General features: G+C 59.7%; 19 protein-coding genes. 17 read left to right on the top strand and 2 right to left on the bottom strand.

The genetic code is table 11. From position 1 onward, the window contains the following. Window positions 1-34 precede the first annotated feature (34 nt). Window positions 35-931 carry a cytochrome c oxidase subunit II gene (gene coxB / locus EE36_RS09485; protein WP_005851687.1) on the bottom strand — a complete coding sequence of 299 codons (897 nt, stop codon included), beginning with the start codon at window positions 929-931 and terminating at the stop codon, window positions 35-37. Window positions 932-1110: 179 nt separating this feature from the next. On the opposite strand from coxB, the gene tldD reads away from it, so the two are divergent. The 6 genes from tldD (at window position 1111) to EE36_RS09455 (ending at window position 8950) form a co-directional block, all read left to right on the top strand. Continuing rightward, window positions 1111-2535 (top strand): metalloprotease TldD, encoded by a 1425-nt coding sequence (tldD, locus tag EE36_RS09480; protein WP_005851686.1) that lies wholly within the window; start codon window positions 1111-1113, stop codon window positions 2533-2535. A 163-nt stretch (window positions 2536-2698) separates the two neighbouring features. Then, window positions 2699-3838, top strand: a complete 1140-nt coding sequence (dprA, locus tag EE36_RS09475; protein ID WP_039911769.1) for a DNA-processing protein DprA — start codon at window positions 2699-2701, stop codon at window positions 3836-3838. A 245-nt stretch (window positions 3839-4083) separates the two neighbouring features. Beyond that, window positions 4084-6750 (top strand): type I DNA topoisomerase, encoded by a 2667-nt coding sequence (gene topA / locus EE36_RS09470; protein WP_005851683.1) that lies wholly within the window; start codon window positions 4084-4086, stop codon window positions 6748-6750. 102 nt (window positions 6751-6852) lie between these two features. After that, window positions 6853-7425, top strand: a complete 573-nt coding sequence (locus EE36_RS09465) for a L,D-transpeptidase (RefSeq protein ID WP_005851682.1) — start codon at window positions 6853-6855, stop codon at window positions 7423-7425. Window positions 7426-7628: 203 nt separating this feature from the next. After that, window positions 7629-8324, top strand: coding sequence for a CoA transferase subunit A (locus tag EE36_RS09460; RefSeq protein WP_005851680.1), 696 nt, complete (start codon window positions 7629-7631; stop codon window positions 8322-8324). Continuing rightward, on the top strand, window positions 8324-8950 hold the full coding sequence (locus tag EE36_RS09455) for a 3-oxoacid CoA-transferase subunit B (RefSeq protein ID WP_005851679.1): 627 nt from the start codon (window positions 8324-8326) through the stop codon (window positions 8948-8950). The genes EE36_RS09460 and EE36_RS09455 overlap by 1 nt, the downstream gene beginning before the upstream one ends. A gap of 76 nt (window positions 8951-9026) precedes the next feature. Here the strand turns inward: EE36_RS09455 and EE36_RS09450 are convergent, their stop codons facing one another. After that, complete coding sequence (locus EE36_RS09450) at window positions 9027-9818, bottom strand: lytic transglycosylase domain-containing protein (protein WP_005851678.1); 792 nt, start codon at window positions 9816-9818, stop codon at window positions 9027-9029. A gap of 375 nt (window positions 9819-10193) precedes the next feature. Here EE36_RS09450 and EE36_RS09445 point away from each other — a divergent pair, with 375 nt between their 5' ends. From EE36_RS09445 to EE36_RS09395, 11 genes are all read left to right on the top strand, one after another. After that, window positions 10194-10385, top strand: a complete 192-nt coding sequence (locus tag EE36_RS09445) for a Flp family type IVb pilin (RefSeq protein WP_037943339.1) — start codon at window positions 10194-10196, stop codon at window positions 10383-10385. A 395-nt stretch (window positions 10386-10780) separates the two neighbouring features. Next, window positions 10781-11644, top strand: a complete 864-nt coding sequence (gene cpaB, locus EE36_RS09440; protein WP_005851675.1) for a Flp pilus assembly protein CpaB — start codon at window positions 10781-10783, stop codon at window positions 11642-11644. 211 nt (window positions 11645-11855) lie between these two features. Continuing rightward, complete coding sequence (locus EE36_RS09435; RefSeq protein ID WP_005851674.1) at window positions 11856-13295, top strand: type II and III secretion system protein family protein; 1440 nt, start codon at window positions 11856-11858, stop codon at window positions 13293-13295. Then, on the top strand, window positions 13282-13986 hold the full coding sequence (locus EE36_RS09430; protein ID WP_005851673.1) for an OmpA family protein: 705 nt from the start codon (window positions 13282-13284) through the stop codon (window positions 13984-13986). Before EE36_RS09435 ends, EE36_RS09430 begins: the two co-directional genes overlap by 14 nt. A 272-nt stretch (window positions 13987-14258) precedes the next feature. Then, window positions 14259-15497 (top strand): AAA family ATPase, encoded by a 1239-nt coding sequence (locus EE36_RS09425; RefSeq protein WP_005851672.1) that lies wholly within the window; start codon window positions 14259-14261, stop codon window positions 15495-15497. A gap of 39 nt (window positions 15498-15536) precedes the next feature. Beyond that, entirely contained in the window at window positions 15537-16982 is a 1446-nt protein-coding gene (locus tag EE36_RS09420) for a CpaF family protein (RefSeq protein ID WP_005851671.1), read from the top strand. 12 nt (window positions 16983-16994) lie between these two features. Next, complete coding sequence (locus EE36_RS09415) at window positions 16995-17957, top strand: type II secretion system F family protein (RefSeq protein WP_005851670.1); 963 nt, start codon at window positions 16995-16997, stop codon at window positions 17955-17957. A gap of 51 nt (window positions 17958-18008) precedes the next feature. Further along, window positions 18009-18926, top strand: a complete 918-nt coding sequence (locus tag EE36_RS09410) for a type II secretion system F family protein (protein WP_005851669.1) — start codon at window positions 18009-18011, stop codon at window positions 18924-18926. Between the two features lie 56 nt (window positions 18927-18982). Continuing rightward, window positions 18983-19537, top strand: a complete 555-nt coding sequence (locus tag EE36_RS09405; protein ID WP_005851668.1) for a tetratricopeptide repeat protein — start codon at window positions 18983-18985, stop codon at window positions 19535-19537. A gap of 28 nt (window positions 19538-19565) precedes the next feature. Next, entirely contained in the window at window positions 19566-20420 is an 855-nt protein-coding gene (locus EE36_RS09400) for a lipopolysaccharide assembly protein LapB (RefSeq protein ID WP_005851667.1), read from the top strand. A gap of 3 nt (window positions 20421-20423) precedes the next feature. Next, complete coding sequence (locus EE36_RS09395; RefSeq protein WP_005851666.1) at window positions 20424-20918, top strand: prepilin peptidase; 495 nt, start codon at window positions 20424-20426, stop codon at window positions 20916-20918. Window positions 20919-20977: the final 59 nt, after the last annotated feature.

The following is a 20977-nucleotide window of genomic DNA, read 5'->3' as shown; positions in this document are numbered from 1 at the left end:
CGCGCCTCGCGCACCCCGCATCAGCAATTGTGCCTTACTTGGACGCAACAGTCAGAGTCTGCGGGATGCCCGCATACTCTTCTTTCGCGTTGCCAAGCCACTCGGCATAGGCCTCTTCCGAGACGACTTTCACAGTGATCGGCATATAGGCGTGGGCGTTGCCGCACAGCTCGGAACACTGACCGAAGTACACGCCTTCTTTCTCGGCGGTGAACCATGTCTCCGCCAGACGGCCGGGCACGGCGTCCTGTTTCACACCGAAGGCAGGCATCGCCCAGGAGTGGATCACGTCGGAACCGGTGACCTGAACAACGATGGTCTGACCGACAGGGATCACAACGGCGGTATCGGTCGCCAGCAGGAACTGCTGTTCGGTATAGCCGGCCGCTTCAAGCTGCGCGATAACTTCGGGTGTTTTGCGGTTTTCGCCGCCAACAGCCGGTGCACCGATCATATAGCTGTCAAAGCCAAAGCCCTCGTCGACATATTCATAGGACCAGTACCACTGGTTGCCGGTCGCTTTGATGGTCAGGTCGGCCTGCGGGATTTCCTGCTGACGGAACAGGATCGGCAGCGAATAGGCCCCGATCAGCACCAGAATCACGATCGGTGCGACGGTCCAGAGGATTTCAACCGGCGTGTGGTGTGTGAAGGATGCGGCAACGGGGTTGCGCTTGCGGTTATAGCGGATCGCCACCCAAAGGATAAGACCGGTCACGAAGATGGTGATCAAGGTGATGATGATCAGGATCAGGTGGTCCAGATCGTGAATGTCTTGCGCGACGCGGGTCACGGCTGGCTGAAAGCCCATCTTGCCGTCTACCGGCTCACCAATGATTTCCAGCCCGTCGATGCGAAGGTTTTCCTGCGCCATTGCTGGCACGGCGGAAAAAGCGGCCATGAGACCCGAAAAAGAGAGAAGATGTTTCATATGTCGTCCTGATCTTGTGACCATTGATAAGCGAATCCCAGCAGCACCCCGCAATTGGAGGCAGCTGTCCCGTTGTAATCTGTACGCTTACAATCATATTCTAACTTCAAGATAAAGACTTCTGCTTGCGTCAAACGGACGCGAAGCGATTTTTATGACACGATTCAGGGAACATTTTTATGAGCCAGCCGCCTTTCAACCCCTTTGAGGCGCAGCTTGACCGTGACGCCGCGCTGTCCATCCTGCGCGACGCTGTGGCAGGTGCCGACGACGGGGAACTGTTTTTCGAACGCCGGCGGTCTGAAGGGTTGGTGTTTGACGACGGGCGGCTGAAAACGGCCAGCTACGATGCCTCCGAAGGCTTTGGCTTGCGGGCGGTGCGGGGCGATGTCTCTGGCTATGCCCACTCGACCGAGATCACCGAAGCCGCCCTGCGCCGCGCAAGCGAGACAGCACGGCTGGCCGTGGGTGCGGGGGGCGGCACATGGGCGGATGCGCCAGCCGCGACCAATCAAAAGCTCTATACCGACGAAGATCCGATCGCGGGCGCGGCCTTTCCCGTCAAGGTCGACACCCTGCGCGAGATCGACGACTTCGCCCGCAGCCTTGATGCGCGTGTCGTGCAGGTTTCTGCCTCTATCTCTGCCTCTATTCAGGAGGTCGAGATTCTGCGCCCAGAGGGCACCTCTGTCCGCGATGTGCGCCCGATGACGCGGGTGAACGTGTCGGTCATTGTCGAACAGGATGGCCGCCGCGAAAGCGGGACCGCCGGTGGCGGCGGGCGTGTCGGGCTGGACGGACTGTTGGACCCCGCCGACTGGCAGGCCAAAACGCGCGAAGCCCTGCGCATCGCCTGCGTCAACCTGCGTGCCGTGCCTGCGCCTGCGGGCGTCATGGATGTTGTGCTTGGCCCCGGCTGGCCCGGCATCCTGCTGCACGAGGCCATCGGTCACGGATTGGAAGGAGATTTCAACCGTAAGGGTTCAAGCGCCTTTGCCGGCCTCATGGGCCAACGCATCGCCGCCAAAGGCGTGACGGTGCTGGATGATGGCACCCTGCCCGACCGGCGCGGGTCTATCTCTGTTGATGACGAAGGCACGCCCTCCGCCAAGAATGTGCTGATCGAGGACGGTGTGCTGGTAGGCTATATGCAGGACCGGCAGAACGCCCGGCTGATGGGCGTGGCCCCGACCGGCAATGGCCGCCGCGAATCCTATGCCCACACCCCGATGCCGCGCATGACCAACACCTATATGCTGGGCGGTGACGTGGCCCCCGGTGATATCGTCGCGGACCTCAAGGACGGCATCTATGCGGTCGGTTTTGGCGGCGGGCAGGTGGATATCACCAACGGCAAGTTCGTTTTCTCCTGCACCGAAGCTTACCGTGTGCGCAATGGCGTGGTCGGGGACCCCGTCAAAGGGGCCACGCTGATCGGAGACGGGGCCACGGCGCTGCAACAGATCCGCGCCATCGGCAATGATCCCGCGCTGGATCCGGGCATGGGCAACTGCGGCAAGGCGGGCCAATGGGTGCCCGTGGGCGTTGGACAGCCCACATTGATGATCGGCGGCCTGACCGTCGGCGGTGCCGCTGCCGCCTGAGCACACCGGATTGCCGGAGTGCACCCAGGTGCTCCGGTGATCCGGAAATCCGATACCGGATCGCACACCGAAGAAGATTAGTAGTTCGGATTATACCTTCGCCGTTCACGTTTCGTTAAGCAGCTTTGCCTAAAGCTGGTGAGGCAACGGACGGAGACGCGGGATGACTGACAGGAACAACGCTCCTTCCTCTTCCACGCCCCCCTTGGTCCCACCCACCCTGGAAGACGACAGCTTTGCGCGGCTTCGTCTGTTGCGCTCGCGCCGTGTCGGCGTTGTCACCTATTACCGCATGCTGCGCGACTACGGCACAGCGCGTGCCGCGCTTGAGGCATTGCCCGACGTCGCCCGCGCCGCAGGTGTGAAAGATTATCGCATCTGCCCCGAGAATGTCGTGCACGCAGAGCTGCGCGCGGCAAAGGCCGCGAATGCGCGCTTGATCACCCATGATTGCGCAGCCTATCCCCCTCATCTGGCAGAGCTTGACGACGCCCCCCCGTTTCTATGGGCAATCGGAGATATCGAGCTGCTGCACCGCCCCTTGGTGTCGATTGTGGGCGCGCGAAACGCCTCATCGCTCGGGACGCGCATGGCCCGCGCCTTGGCATCCGGCTTGGGTGAGGCGGGGTTTACGGTCGTCTCGGGATTGGCGCGGGGGATTGATGCCGCGGGGCATCTGGCCACGCTCGAATCCGGCACAATCGCGGTGCAAGCGGGGGGCGTCGATGTGATCTATCCGGTAGAGAATACGACGCTTGCCCAAGATATCGCGGCCCAAGGGCTGCGCATTTCGGAACAACCGATGGGGCTGCAACCGATGGCGCGGCATTTCCCCAGCCGCAACAGGATCATCGCAGGGCTAAGCCGCGCAACGGTCGTGGTCGAAGCGGCGGCGAAATCCGGCAGCCTGATCACCGCCCGTGACGCGCTGGATCAGGGGCGAGAGGTGCTTGCCGTGCCCGGCCACCCCTTCGATGCCCGTGCCGCGGGCTGCAACATGCTGATCCGTGACGGGGCGGCGCTGGTACGCAATGCCGCAGATGTGATTGATCAACTGGGGCCGGCAAAGGCTCCCGCCGCCAGCCCGCCCATTCCCCCAGCAGCCGCCCCCGCGCCCCAGCGCGACATTGCAGCGCTGCACACCGATATATTGTCACGCCTTGGCCCCAGCCCCGTTGCCGAAGACCAGCTGTTGCGCGATCTGGCGGTCGCACCGGGGATCGCCACACCTGTTCTGGTCGAGCTTGAGCTGAACGGGCATATCCTGCGCCATGCAGGCGGGCTGGTATCCCGCGCGGACTGAGCGTGACGCGGCCGCAGATCGGGGGCCAGCCCCCGCTTTGGAGAACCTCCAAAGCGCCCCCGGGATTTAGACCATCTGGAAGCCGGAACCGCGGCCGGATTGCACCGTGAAACACCCCCGAAAACGCGCTTTATAACCCGTGTATCAAAGGGGGCGCGCTGTTCTGCGGATTGACAAACTTCGCTTCACGCCACATGTCACAGCATAAGCCACGCGAATTAATTTGATCCAAGGTGCCGAATTTTATGCCAGTTGTCGTCGTCGAATCACCTGCCAAAGCTAAAACGATCAACTCGTATCTCGGCAGTGATTACACCGTGCTTGCGTCCTACGGCCACGTCCGCGATCTGCCGCCCAAAGACGGATCGGTCGACCCGGAAAACGGGTTCGACATGACTTGGGAAGTCGCCGCAGCAAGCAAGAAACACGTCAAAGCCATCGCGGATGCGCTGAAAGACGACAACGCATTGATCCTCGCGACTGACCCTGACCGCGAAGGCGAAGCGATCAGCTGGCACCTGCAAGAGGCGCTGACCAAGCGCAAGTCGATCAAGAAGGACACACCGGTCAGCCGCGTGGTGTTCAACCAGATCACCAAAAAGGCCGTGACCGAAGCGATGGCGAACCCGCGTCAGGTCGATATGCCACTGGTCGAGGCCTATCTGGCACGGCGCGCGCTGGATTATCTGGTGGGCTTCAACCTGTCGCCTGTCCTGTGGCGTAAATTGCCGGGCGCGAAATCGGCGGGGCGGGTACAGTCGGTCACCTTGCGTCTGATCGTCGAGCGCGAGATGGAGATCGAGGCCTTCCGCAACCGCGAATACTGGAGCGTCAAGGCACTGGTCGCCACGCCGCGCGGGCAAGAGTTCGAGGCCCGTCTGGTCACGCTTGCCGGTAAAAAGCTGGACCGTTTTGATCTTGGCAATGAAACCCAGGCCGAGATGGCGGTACAGGCGATTACCAGCCGCGATCTGACGGTCACAAGTGTCGAAGCGAAACCCGCGAGCCGCAACCCCTCGGCCCCGTTCATGACCTCGACGTTGCAGCAGGAAGCCAGCCGCAAGTTCGGCATGGGCGCACGCCAGACCATGAGCACAGCACAGCGTCTTTATGAAGCTGGCCACATCACTTATATGCGGACAGACGGCATCGACATGGCCCCCGAGGCGATCACGATGGCACGGGACGCCATCTCGGACCGGTTCGGGGCGGAGTATGTCCCGTCTGAGCCGCGTATCTACAAGAACAAGGCCAAGAACGCGCAAGAGGCGCACGAATGTGTGCGCCCCACCGACATGACCAAAGATGCCGACGCGCTGAAACTGACCGAACCGGATCAACGCAAGCTGTACGACTTGATCTGGAAGCGCACGCTGGCCTGCCAGATGGAAAGTGCCCGTCTGGAACGCACCACGGTAGAGATCGGCAGCAAGGACGAACAGGTCGGGCTGCGCGCCACCGGTCAGGTGGTGAAATTCGACGGCTTCCTGCGCGTCTACGAAGAAGGCCGCGACGATGTCGTGGACGAGGATGACAAGCGCCTGCCGCAGATCACCCAAGGCGACAAGATGGACAAACGCTCTGTCACGCCAGAGCAGCACTTTACCCAGCCGCCCCCCCGCTACACCGAAGCGACATTGGTCAAGCGCATGGAAGAGCTGGGAATCGGGCGCCCGTCGACCTACGCCAGCGTTGTCACCACCATTCAGGACCGCGAATACGTTCGCAAGGAAGGCAACCGTCTGTTCCCCGAGGATAAGGGCCGTTTGGTGACGGCCTTCCTCGAGAATTACTTCCGCAAATATGTGGGCTATGACTTCACCGCCGATCTGGAAAACCAGCTTGATAAGGTGAGCGCGGCGGATGCCGACTATAAGGATGTGCTGGGCCGGTTCTGGCAGGATTTTTCGGCTGCGATTGCCGAAACCGCCGATTTGCGCATCACCGAGGTGTTGGAGAAGATCAACGAGGTACTCGAGCCGCATCTCTTCCCGCCCAATGAGGATGGCAGCGACCCGCGCCTGTGCCCCAACTGCGAGATCGGGCGTTTGTCCATGCGCACCGCACGGTCCGGCGGCGCGTTCATCGGCTGTTCGAACTACCCTGAATGCCGCTATACCCGCCCCTTCGGCCCGCCCGACCCCGAGGCAGAAGCCTCGGCTATTCCGCCCGATGGCAAACTTCTGGGCGAGGATATGGGCGACGAGATTCGCGTGTTCAAAGGGCGCTTCGGCCCCTATGTGCAGCGCGGCCCCGTCACCGAAGAGAACAAAAAACCGCCGCGTCAATCGGTGCCCAAGGACTGGCCCGCCGAAGAGCTGGAGCTGGAACGCGCTGTCATGCTGCTGTCGTTGCCGCGAGAGATCGGCCCGCACCCGGAAGATGGGGTGATGGTCTGGGCAAATATCGGGCGCTACGGCCCCTATATCAAACACGCCGACAGCACGTCGAACCGTGGCGGGACCAATGCGAACCTCGAAACACTGGACGAGGTGTTCACCGTTGGCATGAACCGCGCCGTGCAATTGCTGGCCGAGAAAGTCGCCAGCCGTGGCGGGCGTGGCAAAGCGGCAAAACCGATCCGCGAGATGGGCGAACACCCTGATCTGGGCGGCGAGGTCAACATCATGGAAGGCAAATACGGGCCCTATGTGAAGTGGGAGAAAGTCAACGCCACCATCCCCAAAGAGGTCGAGCCTGCCGATCTGACCATGGAACGTGCGGTTGAGTTGATCGAGGAAAAGCTGGCGAAATCCCCTGCCAAGCGCAAAGCCGCAACCAAGAAGCCCGCAGCAAAGAAAACCGCTGCGAAAAAGGCTCCGGCCAAGAAAACGGCTGCCAAGAAGGCCCCCGCAAAGAAACCAGCGGCCAAAAAGGCACCCGCAAAATCGGCCGCCGCACCGGAAGAGTGAGAGCGCAACTCACATATTCATGAAATGACATATATGTGAGTTGCCCCGCCCTGCCCTTGCTGCTTTTACCTGTGACAATCGCCACGGTAGAAGGACATAAAGATGGCAGAGCAGACATTCTCAAGACGCGGGTTGATCCTGACAGCGGGCGCGGCGCTTTTCACGCCGGCCCTATTGCGCGCACAGACGCCGGTGCCAGAGATCGCGGCGCCGGTACGTCATAACACCAACGGATTTTCCAGCCAGAACTGGCAGGACCACTTTGATACATTGGGCAAAGCCGCGATCGTGGCTGATACCTCTTCCCGCGCGCTGCACTATTGGGGCGGCGATGGCGAGACCTACAAGATTTACCCGACCTCCGTGCCCCGCAGCGACGAGCTGACCAAACGCGGCTACACCCGCATTGTGCGCAAACGTGTCGGGCCCGACTGGACACCGACCCCCAGCATGATCGAACGCGATCCCGATCTGAAGTATATGCCGCCCGGTCCGGACAACCCGCTTGGCACCCATGCGATGTACCTCAGCTGGCCCGCCTATCTGATCCACGGCACCCATGACACGCGCAAGATCGGGCGGCAAAGCTCGGACGGGTGCATCGGGCTTTACAACCACATGATCGAGGCGCTGTACCAGATTGCCCCCATCGGCACGCAGGTACGCATCGTCTGACCTCGCTGCGGGCTGCACTGGCCCCGCAACGACAGCTGCCCACCCGACGCAGGGTGGGCGCACATTCACCCGAATTTTCCGGCAAGCTCCACTGGTACCGCTGACATTAGCGTCGGCGGTTTGACACGTTCGTTACGCCGCGTCATAGAAGTCGTATAACGATAATACGACAGGGCCGTGAGCCTCTCTTGAAAGGAGCCGGAATGAAGAAAATCTATGGAAGCGCTGCCGAGGCGCTGGAAGGCGTGCTGCACGATGGCATGCTGATCGCAGCGGGGGGCTTTGGCCTTTGCGGTATTCCCGAACTGCTGCTGAACGCGATCCGGGACGCGGGCACCAAGGATTTGACCTTTGCCTCGAACAATGCGGGCGTAGATGATTTCGGCATCGGTATCTTGTTGCAGACCAAGCAGGTCAAGAAAATGATCAGCTCTTACGTCGGCGAGAACAAGGAATTCATGCGCCAGTATCTCGGCGGCGAGCTTGAGCTGGAATTTAATCCGCAAGGCACCTTGGCCGAACGTATGCGTGCGGGTGGTGCGGGCATCCCCGGGTTCTATACCAAAACCGGCGTTGGCACTGTGATCGCCGAAGGCAAAGAGCACAAGGATTTCGACGGCGAGACCTATATCCTTGAGCGGGGCATCGTTGCGGATCTGGCGATCGTGAAAGCCTGGAAAGCGGATGACACTGGCAACCTCGTGTTCCGCAAGACTGCGCGCAACTTCAACCCGCCAGCGGCCATGTGTGGCAAGATCTGCATCGCCGAGGTCGAAGAGATCGTCCCCCGTGGCAGCCTTGGCGGCGACGCGATCCACCTGCCCGGCATCTATGTGCACCGCATCATTCAGGGTGATCACGAGAAACGCATCGAACAGCGCACAGTGAGGACGGCATAATGGCTTGGGATCGCAATCAAATGGCGGCACGCGCCGCGCAGGAACTGCAAGACGGTTGGTATGTAAACCTTGGCATCGGGATTCCGACGCTGGTGTCCAACTACATCCCCGAGGGGATGGATGTGACGTTGCAGTCGGAAAACGGCATGTTGGGCATGGGCGCTTTCCCCATCGAGGGCGAGGAAGACGCCGACCTGATCAACGCGGGCAAGCAGACCATCACCGAGCTGGACCGCACCTCGTATTTCGACAGCTCGACCTCCTTCGGGATGATCCGCGGCGGCAAGATTGCCATGGCCATTCTGGGCGCGATGGAAGTGGCTGAAAACGGCGACCTTGCCAACTGGATGATCCCCGGCAAGCTGGTCAAAGGCATGGGCGGCGCGATGGATCTGGTCGCGGGTGTGGGCCGCGTTGTGGTGGTCATGGACCACGCCAGCAAGCATGGCGACAGCAAGGTGCTGAAAGAATGCACCCTGCCGCTGACCGGCAAGAACGTCGTTGACCGCATCATCACCAATCTGGGTGTGCTGGATGTCGTTGAAGGCGGGCTGAAGATCGTTGAATGCGCGGATGGCGTGACCGAAGACGAACTGCGCGCCGCGACCGAAGCGACAATCGTCTAATCTGCTGACACGATAAACGACAAGGGGCGCTGCCAGCGATGGCCGCGCCCCTTTTACATCCGGCCCCGAACTGGTGTCAGTTCATCGCCGCAAAGACACACCCGTCCGAGATCAGCTCGGGCGGGGTCTGGCACAGGCCCTTGGCGACCTGAAAAGCGGCCAGCACCTTGGGCACATAGTCACGGGTTTCGGCAAAAGGCGGCACGCCCGCGTGCTTGTGCACGGACCCTTCGCCCGCGTTATAGCCCGCCAGCACCAAGATCGGATCGCGGTCAAATTCGCCCATCAGCCAATCTAGGTATTTTACGCCGCCCGCGATATTCTGCGTCGGGACCATACTATCTGTTACCCCAAAGCGCGTCGCTGTATCAGGCATCAGCTGCATCAACCCCTGCGCCCCCGCCCCGCTGATGGCATCGGGCCGCCCTGCGGATTCAACCGTGATCACCGCGAGCACAAGCGCAGGTGACACCTGTGTCCCGATCGTAGAGCGGAGGATGTCGATCCCGTTGGCCTTGGCGATCTCTTGCATCTGTTGCATGCGTGGCGCGGGGATTTTGCTGCTGGCCGTTGCCAGCGTGATCATCGCGGCCTCCAGCCGGCCCGGGCCAGATTTCTCGACCGCCGGAGAGACACGATCCCAGAACCAATCATATTGCCCCGGCGACGCTGGCACGATGGCACCGGAGTCGGTTGCGACAACCTCGGGTACGTCGTCGGCCTTGGGTTCGATAAAGACATTGATCCGATTGGTACTGCCCGGCTTGGGCGGCTTCACACGTTTTGCCTCGAACTTGGGAAACGGCTTTGGCGCGTCTGCCCAGACAGCCGAGGCCGCCAGCATCCCCACCATCAAAGATACGGTCATTCGTCGAAACATCGCTGCCTGCACTGATTATTTAATGCTCTTTTTCAGCAATCTCGCACGGAAACCCTCGCCAAACCAACCAAACATGGCAGGGAACATGGCGATTTCGCCATAATTGATGCAATCCTGCCCCGCTCCCCATCAAGGATAACAAAAAATGAAGATGGAAAATTGTTTTGTATCAGCGGGCTACAATAATTCTGCCAAAAACCGGCCCTGAATAACGAAATGTCACAATTGCCGCCAAATTCGTGCCCCATTCACAAGGCTATATAGGCTCATACCAAGTCAGCCAGATGCGGAATTGAGAGAGAAGCATCGAAACGGACGACAGGGTTGAGATTGAAAACTTTATGATCCTTGGAGGGACATACCATGATGAACTTTATCAAGAACTTCAAAAACGACGAATCCGGCGCTGTGACTGTTGACTGGGTTGTTCTGACCGCCGCCGTTGTTGGCCTGGCCGTGGCAGCTTACTCCTCGATCGAAACAGGCGCTTCCAACCTGACATCGAAAACCAACTCCTACATGGGGACACAAAACCCTGGCAGCATCGGCGGCTAAGCGTTCGTCACACCACGAAATTTCGCTGGCCGCATTCTGCTCGACAGGATGCGGCCAGTTTTTTAGACCTTCATCACGCAAGGCAAAACAATGCTCTCGAAGCTTATCAAATTCTGGCGAAGCCCAAGCGGTGCGGTCACAGTTGACTGGGTTGTTCTATGTGCGGCCGTGGTATCTCTGGCGGTTCTCATTGTCGTCAGCATGACTACCGGAACTGTGGATCTAGCAGACCGGGTGATGACCCAGACGCCGGGCGACATCTAACCCAAGCCCCCCCATAATGACCCAGCTTGGTCGCGGATTATCCATAGTCTGAACACAATCACCGCCTATCCATTGGTATAAGTTTCGCGCCGCGTCCTGGGACCGGCACACACTCAAGAGAGGTAAGTAACATGCGGATGGTTTTTGGACTGGTCCTGCTCGCCGGTATCGCTTTGGCAGGTGGTGCTGTGTATCTGGCAAAGGGCCGCATCAGTGAATATCAACGCGCCAACCAACAGGCCCAAGAGGCTTTGGCACAGATTGTGCCAACGGTTGGTGTATATGTGGCCAACGGGCCGCTGAAATACGGCCAGCGCCTGACCCGCGAAGATGTGCGGCAGGTGAACTGGCCTGAAAATGCGATCCCCGAAGGCACGTTTATCGAAGAAGCAGCGCTTTTCCCCGAAAATAGCGATGACCTGCGTGTCGTGCTGCGTGCGATGGAAAAAGACGAAGCCATTATGGCCGTGAAGGTGACCGAACCCGGTGCCGATACCGGCCTCACCTCGCAGCTGGAACGGGGCAGCCGTGCTTTCGCGATCCGCGTCGATGTATCAAGTGGCGTCTCGGGCTTCCTGCGCCCCGGTGACCGTGTCGATGTCTACTGGACCGGCCGCATCAACCGGGGCGGCAATGACCGCGCCGATACCGGAGACGTGACCAAACTGATCGAGGCAGGCGTCAAGATCATCGCGATCGACCAAAGCGCCGGCGGCGAACGCAGCGAAGCGGCCATTGCGAATACTGTGACTGTTGCCGTTCAGCCCTATCAAGTTGCCGCATTGGCACAGGCGCAATCGACGGGTGACCTATCCCTCTCGCTCGTCGGGGCAGAGGATGACACCGTCGCCGGCGAGATCGAAGTCGACCAGCGCCGCCTGCTCGGCCTGACGGAAGAAACGGTCAAAGTCGAAACAACTACAGAAAAAGTCTGCACCATCCGGACCCGTCGTGGTGCCGAAGTGGTCGAAATCCCGATCCCCTGCACCAACTGATCTGCTTATCAGGCAGGGCAAATACGGACCTCAGCACCGCCGCGCATCCCTTTGCGCGGCGTTTTGCCATTTCGGATATGTTGCTGTTAATCCACATATACCCGCCACCCCCTGTCATTGATTCTTGCAAAAAAACGCAAAGGACCGCACAGTGGCGCAAACGGCGGGCGCAAAGACCCTATTTTGAGGCGTGATCACAAAGGCAGGTCACATGAAAATCGATAAGTTTATTAAAGCAGCCCTATTGGGACTGACCATTGGCGCGATGCCATTTGCATTGACGGCGCCGATCGACGCGCAGGCCAACACTCTCCGTGTGGTCAAAAAGGGCACCAACCGTGTGTTGGAAGTCCCGATGAACCGCGCGGTTGTGGTTGAAAGCGACATCCCCTTTGCCGAGCTTAGCATCGCCAACCCGGGGATCGCAGATATCTCATCCCTCTCCGATCGCACCATCTATGTGCTGGGCAAATCCCCTGGCCTGACCACGCTGACCCTGCTGGATGCGGCCGGTCAGTTGATCACCAACGTGGATGTGCGCGTCGCGGCGGATGTCTCTGAATTCAAGGAACGCCTGCGGCAAATCCTGCCCGGCGAAAAGATCGAAGTGCGCACAGCCAACGACGGTATCGTCCTGTCGGGCATCGTGTCCTCCACCCAACGCCTGCAGCGCGCCCTTGATCTGGCCGAACGCTACGCGCCAGAACGCGTCTCCAACCTGATGAGCGTCGGCGGCATCCAGCAGGTGATGATGAAAGTCCGCTTTGCCGAGATGAGCCGATCTGTCTCCAAATCCCTAAGCGCGTCGCTCGCGTTGAACGGGTTGGTGGGCAATGATCTTGCGATCAACGGCGGGACCAATACGACAAATACGGCAGGCGCGATTGCAAACTCTCTTGGTGGCACGACACCTGCGTCCAACAGCAACGCAGGCGCGGTACTGTTCGGCTTTAACGCAGGGTCCACCCAAGTCGGCCTGCTGCTTGAAGCCCTGGAGCAGAAGGGTGCCGTACGCTTCCTTGCCGAACCGAACCTCGTCGCGCTGTCCGGGCAAGAGGCGACGTTCCTTGCCGGTGGCGAATACCCCGTGCCTGTCGCCCAGACCGGCGACCAGATTTCGGTGCAGTACAAACCCTTCGGCGTAGAGATGAGCTTTATCCCCCGTGTCGTGGATAAAGACCTGATTAACCTCGAACTCAAAGCTGCTGTGTCGGCGATTGATGCCAGCAACAGCGTGTCCTTGGGCAATGGTTTCGACATCTCGGCCTTCACCCGCCGCGAAACCTCGACCACGGTTGAAATGCGTGACGGCGAAAGCTTTGCGATCGCGGGTCTGCTGACCGACGATTTCACCGATAACTCCAGCCAGCTACCCTGGATCGGCGATGTGCCTGTATTGGGCGCGTTGTTCCGCAGCGCGAACTATCAGCGCAGCCAGTCCGAACTGGTGATCATTATCACGGCCCATCTTGTGACCCCCACCCGCGGCGAGGCTTTGGCCCTGCCCACCGACCGGATCAAACCGCCCACGGAAAGCGAATTGTTCCTGTCAGGTCGCACGTCCAAAGGCAGCACAGCGCCCACCAAAGGGGCTGCTGGCGAGGTTGCCAAACAGGACTTTAGCGGGTCATATGGCTATGTATTGGATTGATCAGATGACTTCAGCGATCCCTTCGACAGGCAAAATCACCGGGCTATGCGCCGCTTTGGCGATGACCGTAGCAGGCTGCGTAAGCAGCCCTGATCCGGTCTATACCCAGTTCCACCGCGAAGCAGGATCCCTGACCGATCTGGGCACCTTCGGTAACGCCACGCTGAACAACCGTTTGGTAATGACAGGCGAACGCCAGTACACCTTCGATCTGGCCAACCGCTTTGCCAGCGAAGTCGAATCCACGGTGACCTTTGCCTTTAACTCGGCCCAGCTGGACGGGGCCGCGCAGGCTGTGCTGCGGCGCCAAGCGGGATGGATCCGCCAGTTCCCCGAGGTCCGCTTCCGCGTCTATGGCCATACCGATGCCGTCGGTTCGAACAGCTACAACAAGGCGTTGGGCCTGCGCCGTGCACAGTCCGTTGTTGCGTTTCTGTCAACGCAGGGCATCAGCCGCAGCCGTCTTGAGGCCGTTGTTTCCTTTGGCGAAACACAGCCGTTGATCGTGACACAGGGCCGCGAACGGGCAAACCGTCGCACCGTGACCGAAGTCAGCGGCTTTGTCGGGCGACATCCCACCGTTCTGGACGGCAAATACGCGCAGATCATATATCGCGATTACGTTGCCAGCGCCGTGCCGCCGACTCAGCTCTCGGGTGGTGCGACATCGACGGGTACCGCGACGGAATAACCGGATAAAGGATACCTCGAGAAGGGCCTGATCGTCGCTGACGGTCGGGCCTTTTGCGTTTCAATCCGGCAAATCCCTGCGGATCGTTTCAAAAGACCAAACAATAGAAACTATTTAGCCCCAATCTTGCCCAACTTGGCAGGGATATTCACTGCAATAGGACAGTTGCGCCCGGCCACCGTGGTCTGACGCAGGGGACCGCAAGGCAAAGAACAGGGCGACGCCCGATCCGCCCTTGCCGCGCCCCAAAGAGAAGAAGGGGAAGTTTAGGTATGAGCAGCAGTATGCCACAGATTGACGCACCACAGATCATCGCCTGCACTGTCAGCCGTGATGTACAGAACTTTGACCTGCTGATCGAGGATATGGAATCAGCTTTGGGCGAAGCCTGGGGTGATCTCGGCTTTTCTGAAAGCCTCGCTTTTTTCAGCCAGCCCGAAGCGGCGACGCTCGAGCTGATTGCACTGGCGCTTGATTCCGAGGACGAAGAGAATCTGCCGATGATGTCCGAAATCATCTCGCAGGCGAAATCGCGTCATATCAAGGTGATCCTGATCGCCGAAGACATGTCCCCGGCCTCGCTCCATTCCCTGTTGCGTCAAGGTGCGGATGAATTCGTCCCTTACCCGCTGCCCGAAGGCGAATTGGCGGCGACCATCGAACGTCTGCGCGCAGGCCCCGAGCCCAAAGCCGAACACATCGAGGCAGGCCCCAAGCTGAAACCCGGTGCCGATAAAGACGGCGCGGTGATCGTGGTACATGGTTTGGCCGGTGGCACCGGTGCGACCAGCATGGCCGTTAATCTGGCGTGGGAACTGGCGACCTCCGACAAAAAGAATCCGCCAAAGGTCTGCCTGCTGGATTTCGATCTGCAGTTCGGGGCCGTGGCGACCTATCTGGACCTGCCGCGCCGCGAAGTCGTCTATGACATGCTGATCGAGACAGACGAGATGGACGAGGAAAGCTTTGGTCAGGCTCTGCTGACCTATGAAGACACGCTTCAGGTGCTGACCGCCCCCGCCGATATGCTGCCGCTTGATCTGATCACCTCGGAAGATGTGACGCGGATTCTGGATATGGCGCGCAACCAGTTCGACTACGTTGTTGTCGATATGCCGTCGACGCTGGTGCAATGGACCGAAACCGTGCTGAGCAATGCGCATGTCTATTTTGCCATGCTCGAACTGGATATGCGCTGCGCCCAAAACGCCCTGCGTTTCAAACGCGCGCTGCAATCCGAAGAGCTGCCGGTCGAAAAGCTGCGTTATGTCATGAACCGCGCGCCGAAATTTACCGACCTTAACGCCAAAGCGCGGGTCAAACGGATGGCAGAAAGCCTTGGTATTTCCATCGACGTGCAGCTGCCTGATGGCGGCAAGCAGGTGACGCAGGCCAACGACCACGGTCTGCCGCTCGCCAATACCGCCGCCAAGAACCCGCTACGCCGCGAGATCGCAAAGCTCGCGTCTTCTATCCACGACCTCAAGGCTGACGAAGCCAAAGCCGCCTGATCCGGCCCAAGCGCCAGATAATTTAGAAAGAGTATTCAGATGTTCTCGAAGTATAAAAAGCCAGGTGACGTTGCCGTAGCCACACCCGCCCCAAAGGCGAAGGCTCCCGCGCCCCAGCAACCGCCCGAGGAAGTGGTCGCGCCCAAACCCGCCAGCATGCGCCGCGTGGCTCAAGCTGCAACCGTCGCCCCGCAGGATCGCGACGTGAAGCGCAAGCAACGCATGAGCGACATCAAGCTCGAACTGCACCGTGCCCTGCTTGAGAACCTGAACCTCGCCGCCCTTGAACATGCCTCGGAACAGGATCTGCGCAGCGAGATCAACGAAATCTCGACCGAGATTCTGGCCGAGAAATCCATCGTATTGAACCGCGAGGACCGCGTTCAACTGAACTCCGAACTGTATGACGAGGTGACCGGCCTTGGTCCGCTGGAAACGCTGCTGAAAGACGACAGCGTCAACGATATTCTGGTCAACGGCCCGCAACAGATCTTTGTGGAACGCGCGGGTAAACTGCAGCTGACCGACGTGACCTTCAAAGACGAAAAGCACCTGCTGCGGATCATCGACAAGATCGTTTCCGCCGTTGGCCGTCGCGTCGATGAAAGCAACCCTTATGTCGATGCGCGCTTGAAAGACGGCTCGCGTTTCAACGCTATGGTCCCGCCGATTGCCGTGGACGGCAGCCTTGTCTCCATTCGTAAGTTTAAGAAAGACAAACTGGGCATTGATGATCTAGTAAGCTTTGGGGCCTTCTCGGAAGAGATGGCAGCCTATCTGCAAGCCGCCGTGGCCACCCGTCTGAATATCATCGTCTCGGGCGGTACAGGTTCTGGTAAAACCACCACGCTGAACGCGCTGTCATCGTTTATTGCCAACGATGAACGAATCCTGACCATCGAAGACACCGCCGAACTGCAACTGCAACAGACCCATGTGGGCCGCATGGAAAGCCGCCCGCCCAACGTTGAAGGCAAGGGCGAGGTATCCCCGCGCGACTGTCTGAAAAACGCCCTGCGGATGCGGCCTGACCGGATCATCGTCGGCGAGACGCGCGGCGAGGAAGTGATCGACATGCTGCAGGCCATGAACACCGGCCACGACGGGTCGATGACCACGATCCACGCCAACTCTGCCCGCGATGGTGTCAGCCGTCTGGAAAACATGATCGCCATGGCCGGTATCGAAATGCCGCTGAAAGCGGTCCGCAGCCAGATCTCGTCGGCTGTGAACCTGATCGTACAAGCATCGCGCTTGCAGGACGGGTCGCGCCGCATGACGTCGATCACCGAAATCACCGGCATGGAGGGCGACGTGATCTCTATGCAGGAAATCTTCCGCTTTCAGCGCGTCGGCCTGACGCCCGAAAACAAGATCATCGGCCACTTCACCGGCACCGGCGTGCGCAGCCACTTCTCTGAACGTTTCAAGATGTGGGGCTATGACCTGCCATCGTCGATCTATGAACCCGTTGTGGTCAAGTAAGGATTATCAATCATGAGTGCAGAACCCATTATCTATGGCCTGATCTTCGTCGGTGTCCTTGTGCTGGTCGAAGGGCTGTATCTGGTCGCTTTCGGTAAATCCATCAGCCTCAACAGCAAGGTCAACCGCCGGCTTGAAATGCTGGAAAAAGGGGCCCGCCGCGAAGAGGTTCTGGACAAGCTGCGCAAGGAAATGCAGCAGCACATGGATAATAAATCCATTCCGGTCTATTCCCTGCTCGCCGAGAAAGCACAAAAGGCCGCGATCGCCTTTGCGCCGAAACAGCTGATCATGATCATGGCCGGCCTTTCGGTCGTCGCCTTTCTGGGGCTGACCATCGGCACCAATACCGAAGTGCCCGTGCGCATCCTGATCTCTGTCGGGATCGGTGTCGGGGCCGTATTCTTCTGGATCTCGTCCAAAGCGAAAAAGCGTATGGACATGATCGAAGAGCAGCTGCCTGACGCGGTGGAACTGATGGTGCGTTCGTTGCGCGTTGGCCACCCTTTCACCAGCGCGATCTCTATCGTGTCCAAGGAAATCCAGGACCCGCTGGCGTCGGAATTCGGCGTGATCGCCGATGAAACCGCCTATGGCCGCGACATTGGCGAGGCGCTCAAGGATATGGCTGAACGGCTTGATATGCAGGATTTGCGCTTCCTCGCGGTGGCTGTGACCATCCAGCAGCAATCGGGGGGTAACCTTGCCGAAATCCTTGCGGGGTTGGCCAAGGTCATCCGCGCCCGCTTCCGCCTGTTCCGCCGCGTGCGCGCCATCACCGCCGAAGCAAAATGGTCCGGCAAGTTCCTGTCTGCTTTCCCGATCCTCGCGCTGATCGTGATCAAACTCGGTGACCCGCATTACTATGACGAAGTCATGACCCACCCGCTGTTCATCCCCGGCTGTATCGCGGTTGTCCTGTTCCTGTCGCTTAACCTCATCGTCATGCGCAAGCTGACCGATATCAAAGTCTAAGGGGGCCTCACTGTGAATTTCCTCAACTCACTCGACACCGCACTTGGTCCCATGGGCTGGATCGCCATTCTGGGCGCATTGGGCCTGACCATGGTGGGCGCAACGCTTGTCATGATCCTGCGCCAGCCCGAAGACCCTTTGGCCAAGCTCAAACGTAGCCAGACCGAGGCTGCCGATGCAGGCAAGCAACAGCGCCTGCGCCAGTCGGACCGCAACGAGAAGCTGCAAAAATTCGCCAAGTTCCTTGAACCCGAAGACGTGGAAGAGCTAAGCGCCAAGGCGCTGCTGCTGCGTCAGGCGGGCTATAGCTCGCGCGATGCGGTACGGTTCTTTCACTTTGCCCAGATGGCGCTTGGTATTGCCGGGCTGGTGATCGGCACCGTCTACATCAACTTCCTTGGCGGCGGCGAAGGCATGACCACCAACAAGATGATGCTGTATACCGTGGGCCCCGGCGGCATCGGATATTTCCTGCCGCGCTATTGGGTGACCCGCCGCGTCGCCGAGCGAAAAGAAGAAATCACGCGTGGTTTCCCCGATGCGCTGGACATGATGCTCGTCTGCGTCGAAGCCGGCCAGTCGCTCGATCAATGTATCGTCCGCGTGGCCCGCGAATTGCGCGCCTCCTACCCTGCGCTGGCGGAAGAGTTCGAAATCGTCGCCTATGAGATGAAGGCCGGTAAAGACAAGGTCAGCGTGCTGAACGCCATGGGCGAACGCTGCGGCGTGCAAGATGTGTCGTCCTTTGTGACGGTGCTGGTACAATCCGCCGCCTTCGGCACATCCATCGCCGACGCGCTGCGGGTCTATGCCGCCGAGATGCGCGACAAACGCGTAATGCGCGCCGAAGAGGCCGCAAACAAGTTGCCAACCAAGATGACACTTGCCACAATGATGCTGACCGTTCCTCCGCTGCTGATCATTCTGGTCGCGCCATCGGTGATGAACATTACCAAACTAGGTCAGTAAGGCTCTGCATGATCCACATTCCCAAGCGCGCGTTACCCTTCAGGCTCGCGCTTTGTATGACCCTGATCGCCGGATTGGCCGCTTGCTCTGCAGGCGGTCTTTCCGCGTTTGGGGGCAAGCGCGCCAGCCCTGACAACCCCTTTGCCCCCGGTGTCAACACCCGCAAGGACGCCGAAGACGGGGTAGAGGTCGCCCACCGTCTGATGCGCGCGGGCGAATACGAACTGGCCATCCGGGCCTTCAACCGCGCCGCGCTCGCCTCCCAGTTGGACGCCGAAATCCTGTCGGGACTGGGCAGCGCCAACCTTGGGCTGGGGCGATTGGGTCAGGCGGAAAAGCTGCTGCGCGACGCTGTAGAAAAGGACGAAACCCACCCCGAGGTCTGGAATAATCTCGGCGTTGTGTTGATGGAACGCGGCAAACTCGCCGAAGCCCAGCTGACCTTTCGCAAGGCCTATGCGCTCGATAATGGCGAAAGTGACGCAATCCGTGACAATTTGCGCTTAGCACTCGCAAAATCGGAAAACTCTGTTACGATCCCGGATCAAGAAGACAGTTATAAATTGGTGCGGCGCGGCTCGGGCGACTATCTGGTTCGGCCAGCATCATAACGAGGCAGAGCAGTAAAAGGACGCAAAAATGCGCCACCCTATCCTATTGGCCGCCTGCATTGCAGGCGTCGTCGCAGTAGCAGGCTGCGGCAAGAAATCCGGCGAGGATACCGTCACCCGCGCCTTCCAGGACGTGAACGTCGTGGATGAAAGCAACCTCAACGATGTGATGCTGACAGTGGCCGACCCGAACGAGGCGGTCAGCTATTTCACCCGCACCGCGCAGGAAAACCCCGACCGCATCGACATCCAGCGCAGCTTGGGCAAATCCCTGATCCGCGCCAAACGCAACCAAGAGGCCGCATCCGTCTGGGGCAAAGTTGCCGCTTCCAAGGATGCCACCCCCGACGACAAGGTTGATTACGCCGATGCGCTGATCCGCGCGGGCGATTGGGCCAAAGCGGAAAAGACGCTGGATTCCGTCCCGCCCACCCATGAAACCTACAACCGCTACCGGCTTGAGGCGATCGTCGCTGACAGCAAACAGGAATGGGACAAGGCCGACAGTTTTTACGAGATCGCCATTGGTCTGACCACCAAGCCCGGTTCGGTCATGAACAACTGGGGCTACTCCAAATTGACGCGCGGCGACTATCAGGCTGCCGAACGCCTTTTCGGCGAGGCTGTGAAACAGGATTCGACGCTGTTTACCGCCAAGAACAACCTGATCCTCGCCCGTGGCGCGCAACGAGAATACAGCCTCCCCCCGATCGAGATGGACCAGACCGAGCGCGCGCAACTGTTGCACACCCTCGCCCTCTCCGCGATCAAGAAGGGCGACGTTGAAACCGGTAAAGGGCTGCTGCGCGACGCCATCAGCACCCACCCGCAGCACTTCGAGGCCGCCGTCCGGTCGCTGCGCGCGCTGGAAAACGCAGGCTAACGCGTGGAGATCACCAGCTCCGCAGCGCTGTGGTTCCTGCCCTTCGCGCTGCCCCTTTGTGCCTATACGATCTACACCGATCTGGCCTTTATGCGGATCACCAATGTCACGGTGATCGCATTGGCCGCCGTGTTTGTGCTGATCGGCCCGATTGCCCTGCCCTTTGACAGCTACCTCTGGCACCTGCTGGCGATGGTGGTGGCGCTTGTGGTGGGTATCTTCATGAACGCGGGCGGGCTGATGGGCGCAGGGGATGCGAAATTCATCGCCGCCGCCACACCCTTTATCGCGCTCGGGGATGTGCGCTTCTTCATGGCGCTGTTCATGGCGACGCTGGTTGCCGCCTATATCATTCACCGCGCCGCCAAATATTCCCCCCTGCGCAAGCTTGCCCCGCAATGGGTCAGCTGGCACGAAGCCAAGAAATTCCCCATGGGCCTCGCCCTTGGAACTGTGCTTGCCGCATATTTAATGCTCGGCGCCTACTTCGGGGCCTGATTTCGCCATATTCAACCGCTACGCCTTGGGGCACGCCCGTGTCCCCATGAAAGAAGCCT

Origin of the sequence: Sulfitobacter sp. EE-36, from assembly GCF_000152605.1 — a bacterium.
Classification (GTDB): domain Bacteria; phylum Pseudomonadota; class Alphaproteobacteria; order Rhodobacterales; family Rhodobacteraceae; genus Sulfitobacter; species Sulfitobacter pontiacus.
The sequence above is the reverse complement of the archived record's forward strand: the minus strand, read 5'-3'. Positions and strand labels throughout refer to the sequence as shown.

Bases quoted from the DNA above. Each gene is read 5' to 3' on its own strand.
- EE36_RS09465 (WP_005851682.1), top strand. From the start codon at position 6,853: ATGGCAGAGCAGACATTCTCAAGACGCGGGTTGATCCTGACAGCGGGC.
- EE36_RS09405 (WP_005851668.1), top strand. From the start codon at position 18,983: ATGACCCTGATCGCCGGATTGGCCGCTTGCTCTGCAGGCGGTCTTTCC.
- EE36_RS09455 (WP_005851679.1), top strand. From the start codon at position 8,324: ATGGCTTGGGATCGCAATCAAATGGCGGCACGCGCCGCGCAGGAACTG.
- EE36_RS09460 (WP_005851680.1), top strand. From the start codon at position 7,629: ATGAAGAAAATCTATGGAAGCGCTGCCGAGGCGCTGGAAGGCGTGCTG.
- EE36_RS09435 (WP_005851674.1), top strand. From the start codon at position 11,856: ATGAAAATCGATAAGTTTATTAAAGCAGCCCTATTGGGACTGACCATT.
- coxB (WP_005851687.1), bottom strand. From the start codon at position 931: ATGAAACATCTTCTCTCTTTTTCGGGTCTCATGGCCGCTTTTTCCGCC.
- EE36_RS09425 (WP_005851672.1), top strand. From the start codon at position 14,259: ATGAGCAGCAGTATGCCACAGATTGACGCACCACAGATCATCGCCTGC.
- EE36_RS09450 (WP_005851678.1), bottom strand. From the start codon at position 9,818: ATGACCGTATCTTTGATGGTGGGGATGCTGGCGGCCTCGGCTGTCTGG.
- cpaB (WP_005851675.1), top strand. From the start codon at position 10,781: ATGCGGATGGTTTTTGGACTGGTCCTGCTCGCCGGTATCGCTTTGGCA.
- topA (WP_005851683.1), top strand. From the start codon at position 4,084: ATGCCAGTTGTCGTCGTCGAATCACCTGCCAAAGCTAAAACGATCAAC.
- dprA (WP_039911769.1), top strand. From the start codon at position 2,699: ATGACTGACAGGAACAACGCTCCTTCCTCTTCCACGCCCCCCTTGGTC.
- EE36_RS09415 (WP_005851670.1), top strand. From the start codon at position 16,995: ATGAGTGCAGAACCCATTATCTATGGCCTGATCTTCGTCGGTGTCCTT.
- EE36_RS09420 (WP_005851671.1), top strand. From the start codon at position 15,537: ATGTTCTCGAAGTATAAAAAGCCAGGTGACGTTGCCGTAGCCACACCC.
- EE36_RS09410 (WP_005851669.1), top strand. From the start codon at position 18,009: ATGGGCTGGATCGCCATTCTGGGCGCATTGGGCCTGACCATGGTGGGC.
- tldD (WP_005851686.1), top strand. From the start codon at position 1,111: ATGAGCCAGCCGCCTTTCAACCCCTTTGAGGCGCAGCTTGACCGTGAC.
- EE36_RS09430 (WP_005851673.1), top strand. From the start codon at position 13,282: ATGTATTGGATTGATCAGATGACTTCAGCGATCCCTTCGACAGGCAAA.
- EE36_RS09400 (WP_005851667.1), top strand. From the start codon at position 19,566: ATGCGCCACCCTATCCTATTGGCCGCCTGCATTGCAGGCGTCGTCGCA.
- EE36_RS09445 (WP_037943339.1), top strand. From the start codon at position 10,194: ATGATGAACTTTATCAAGAACTTCAAAAACGACGAATCCGGCGCTGTG.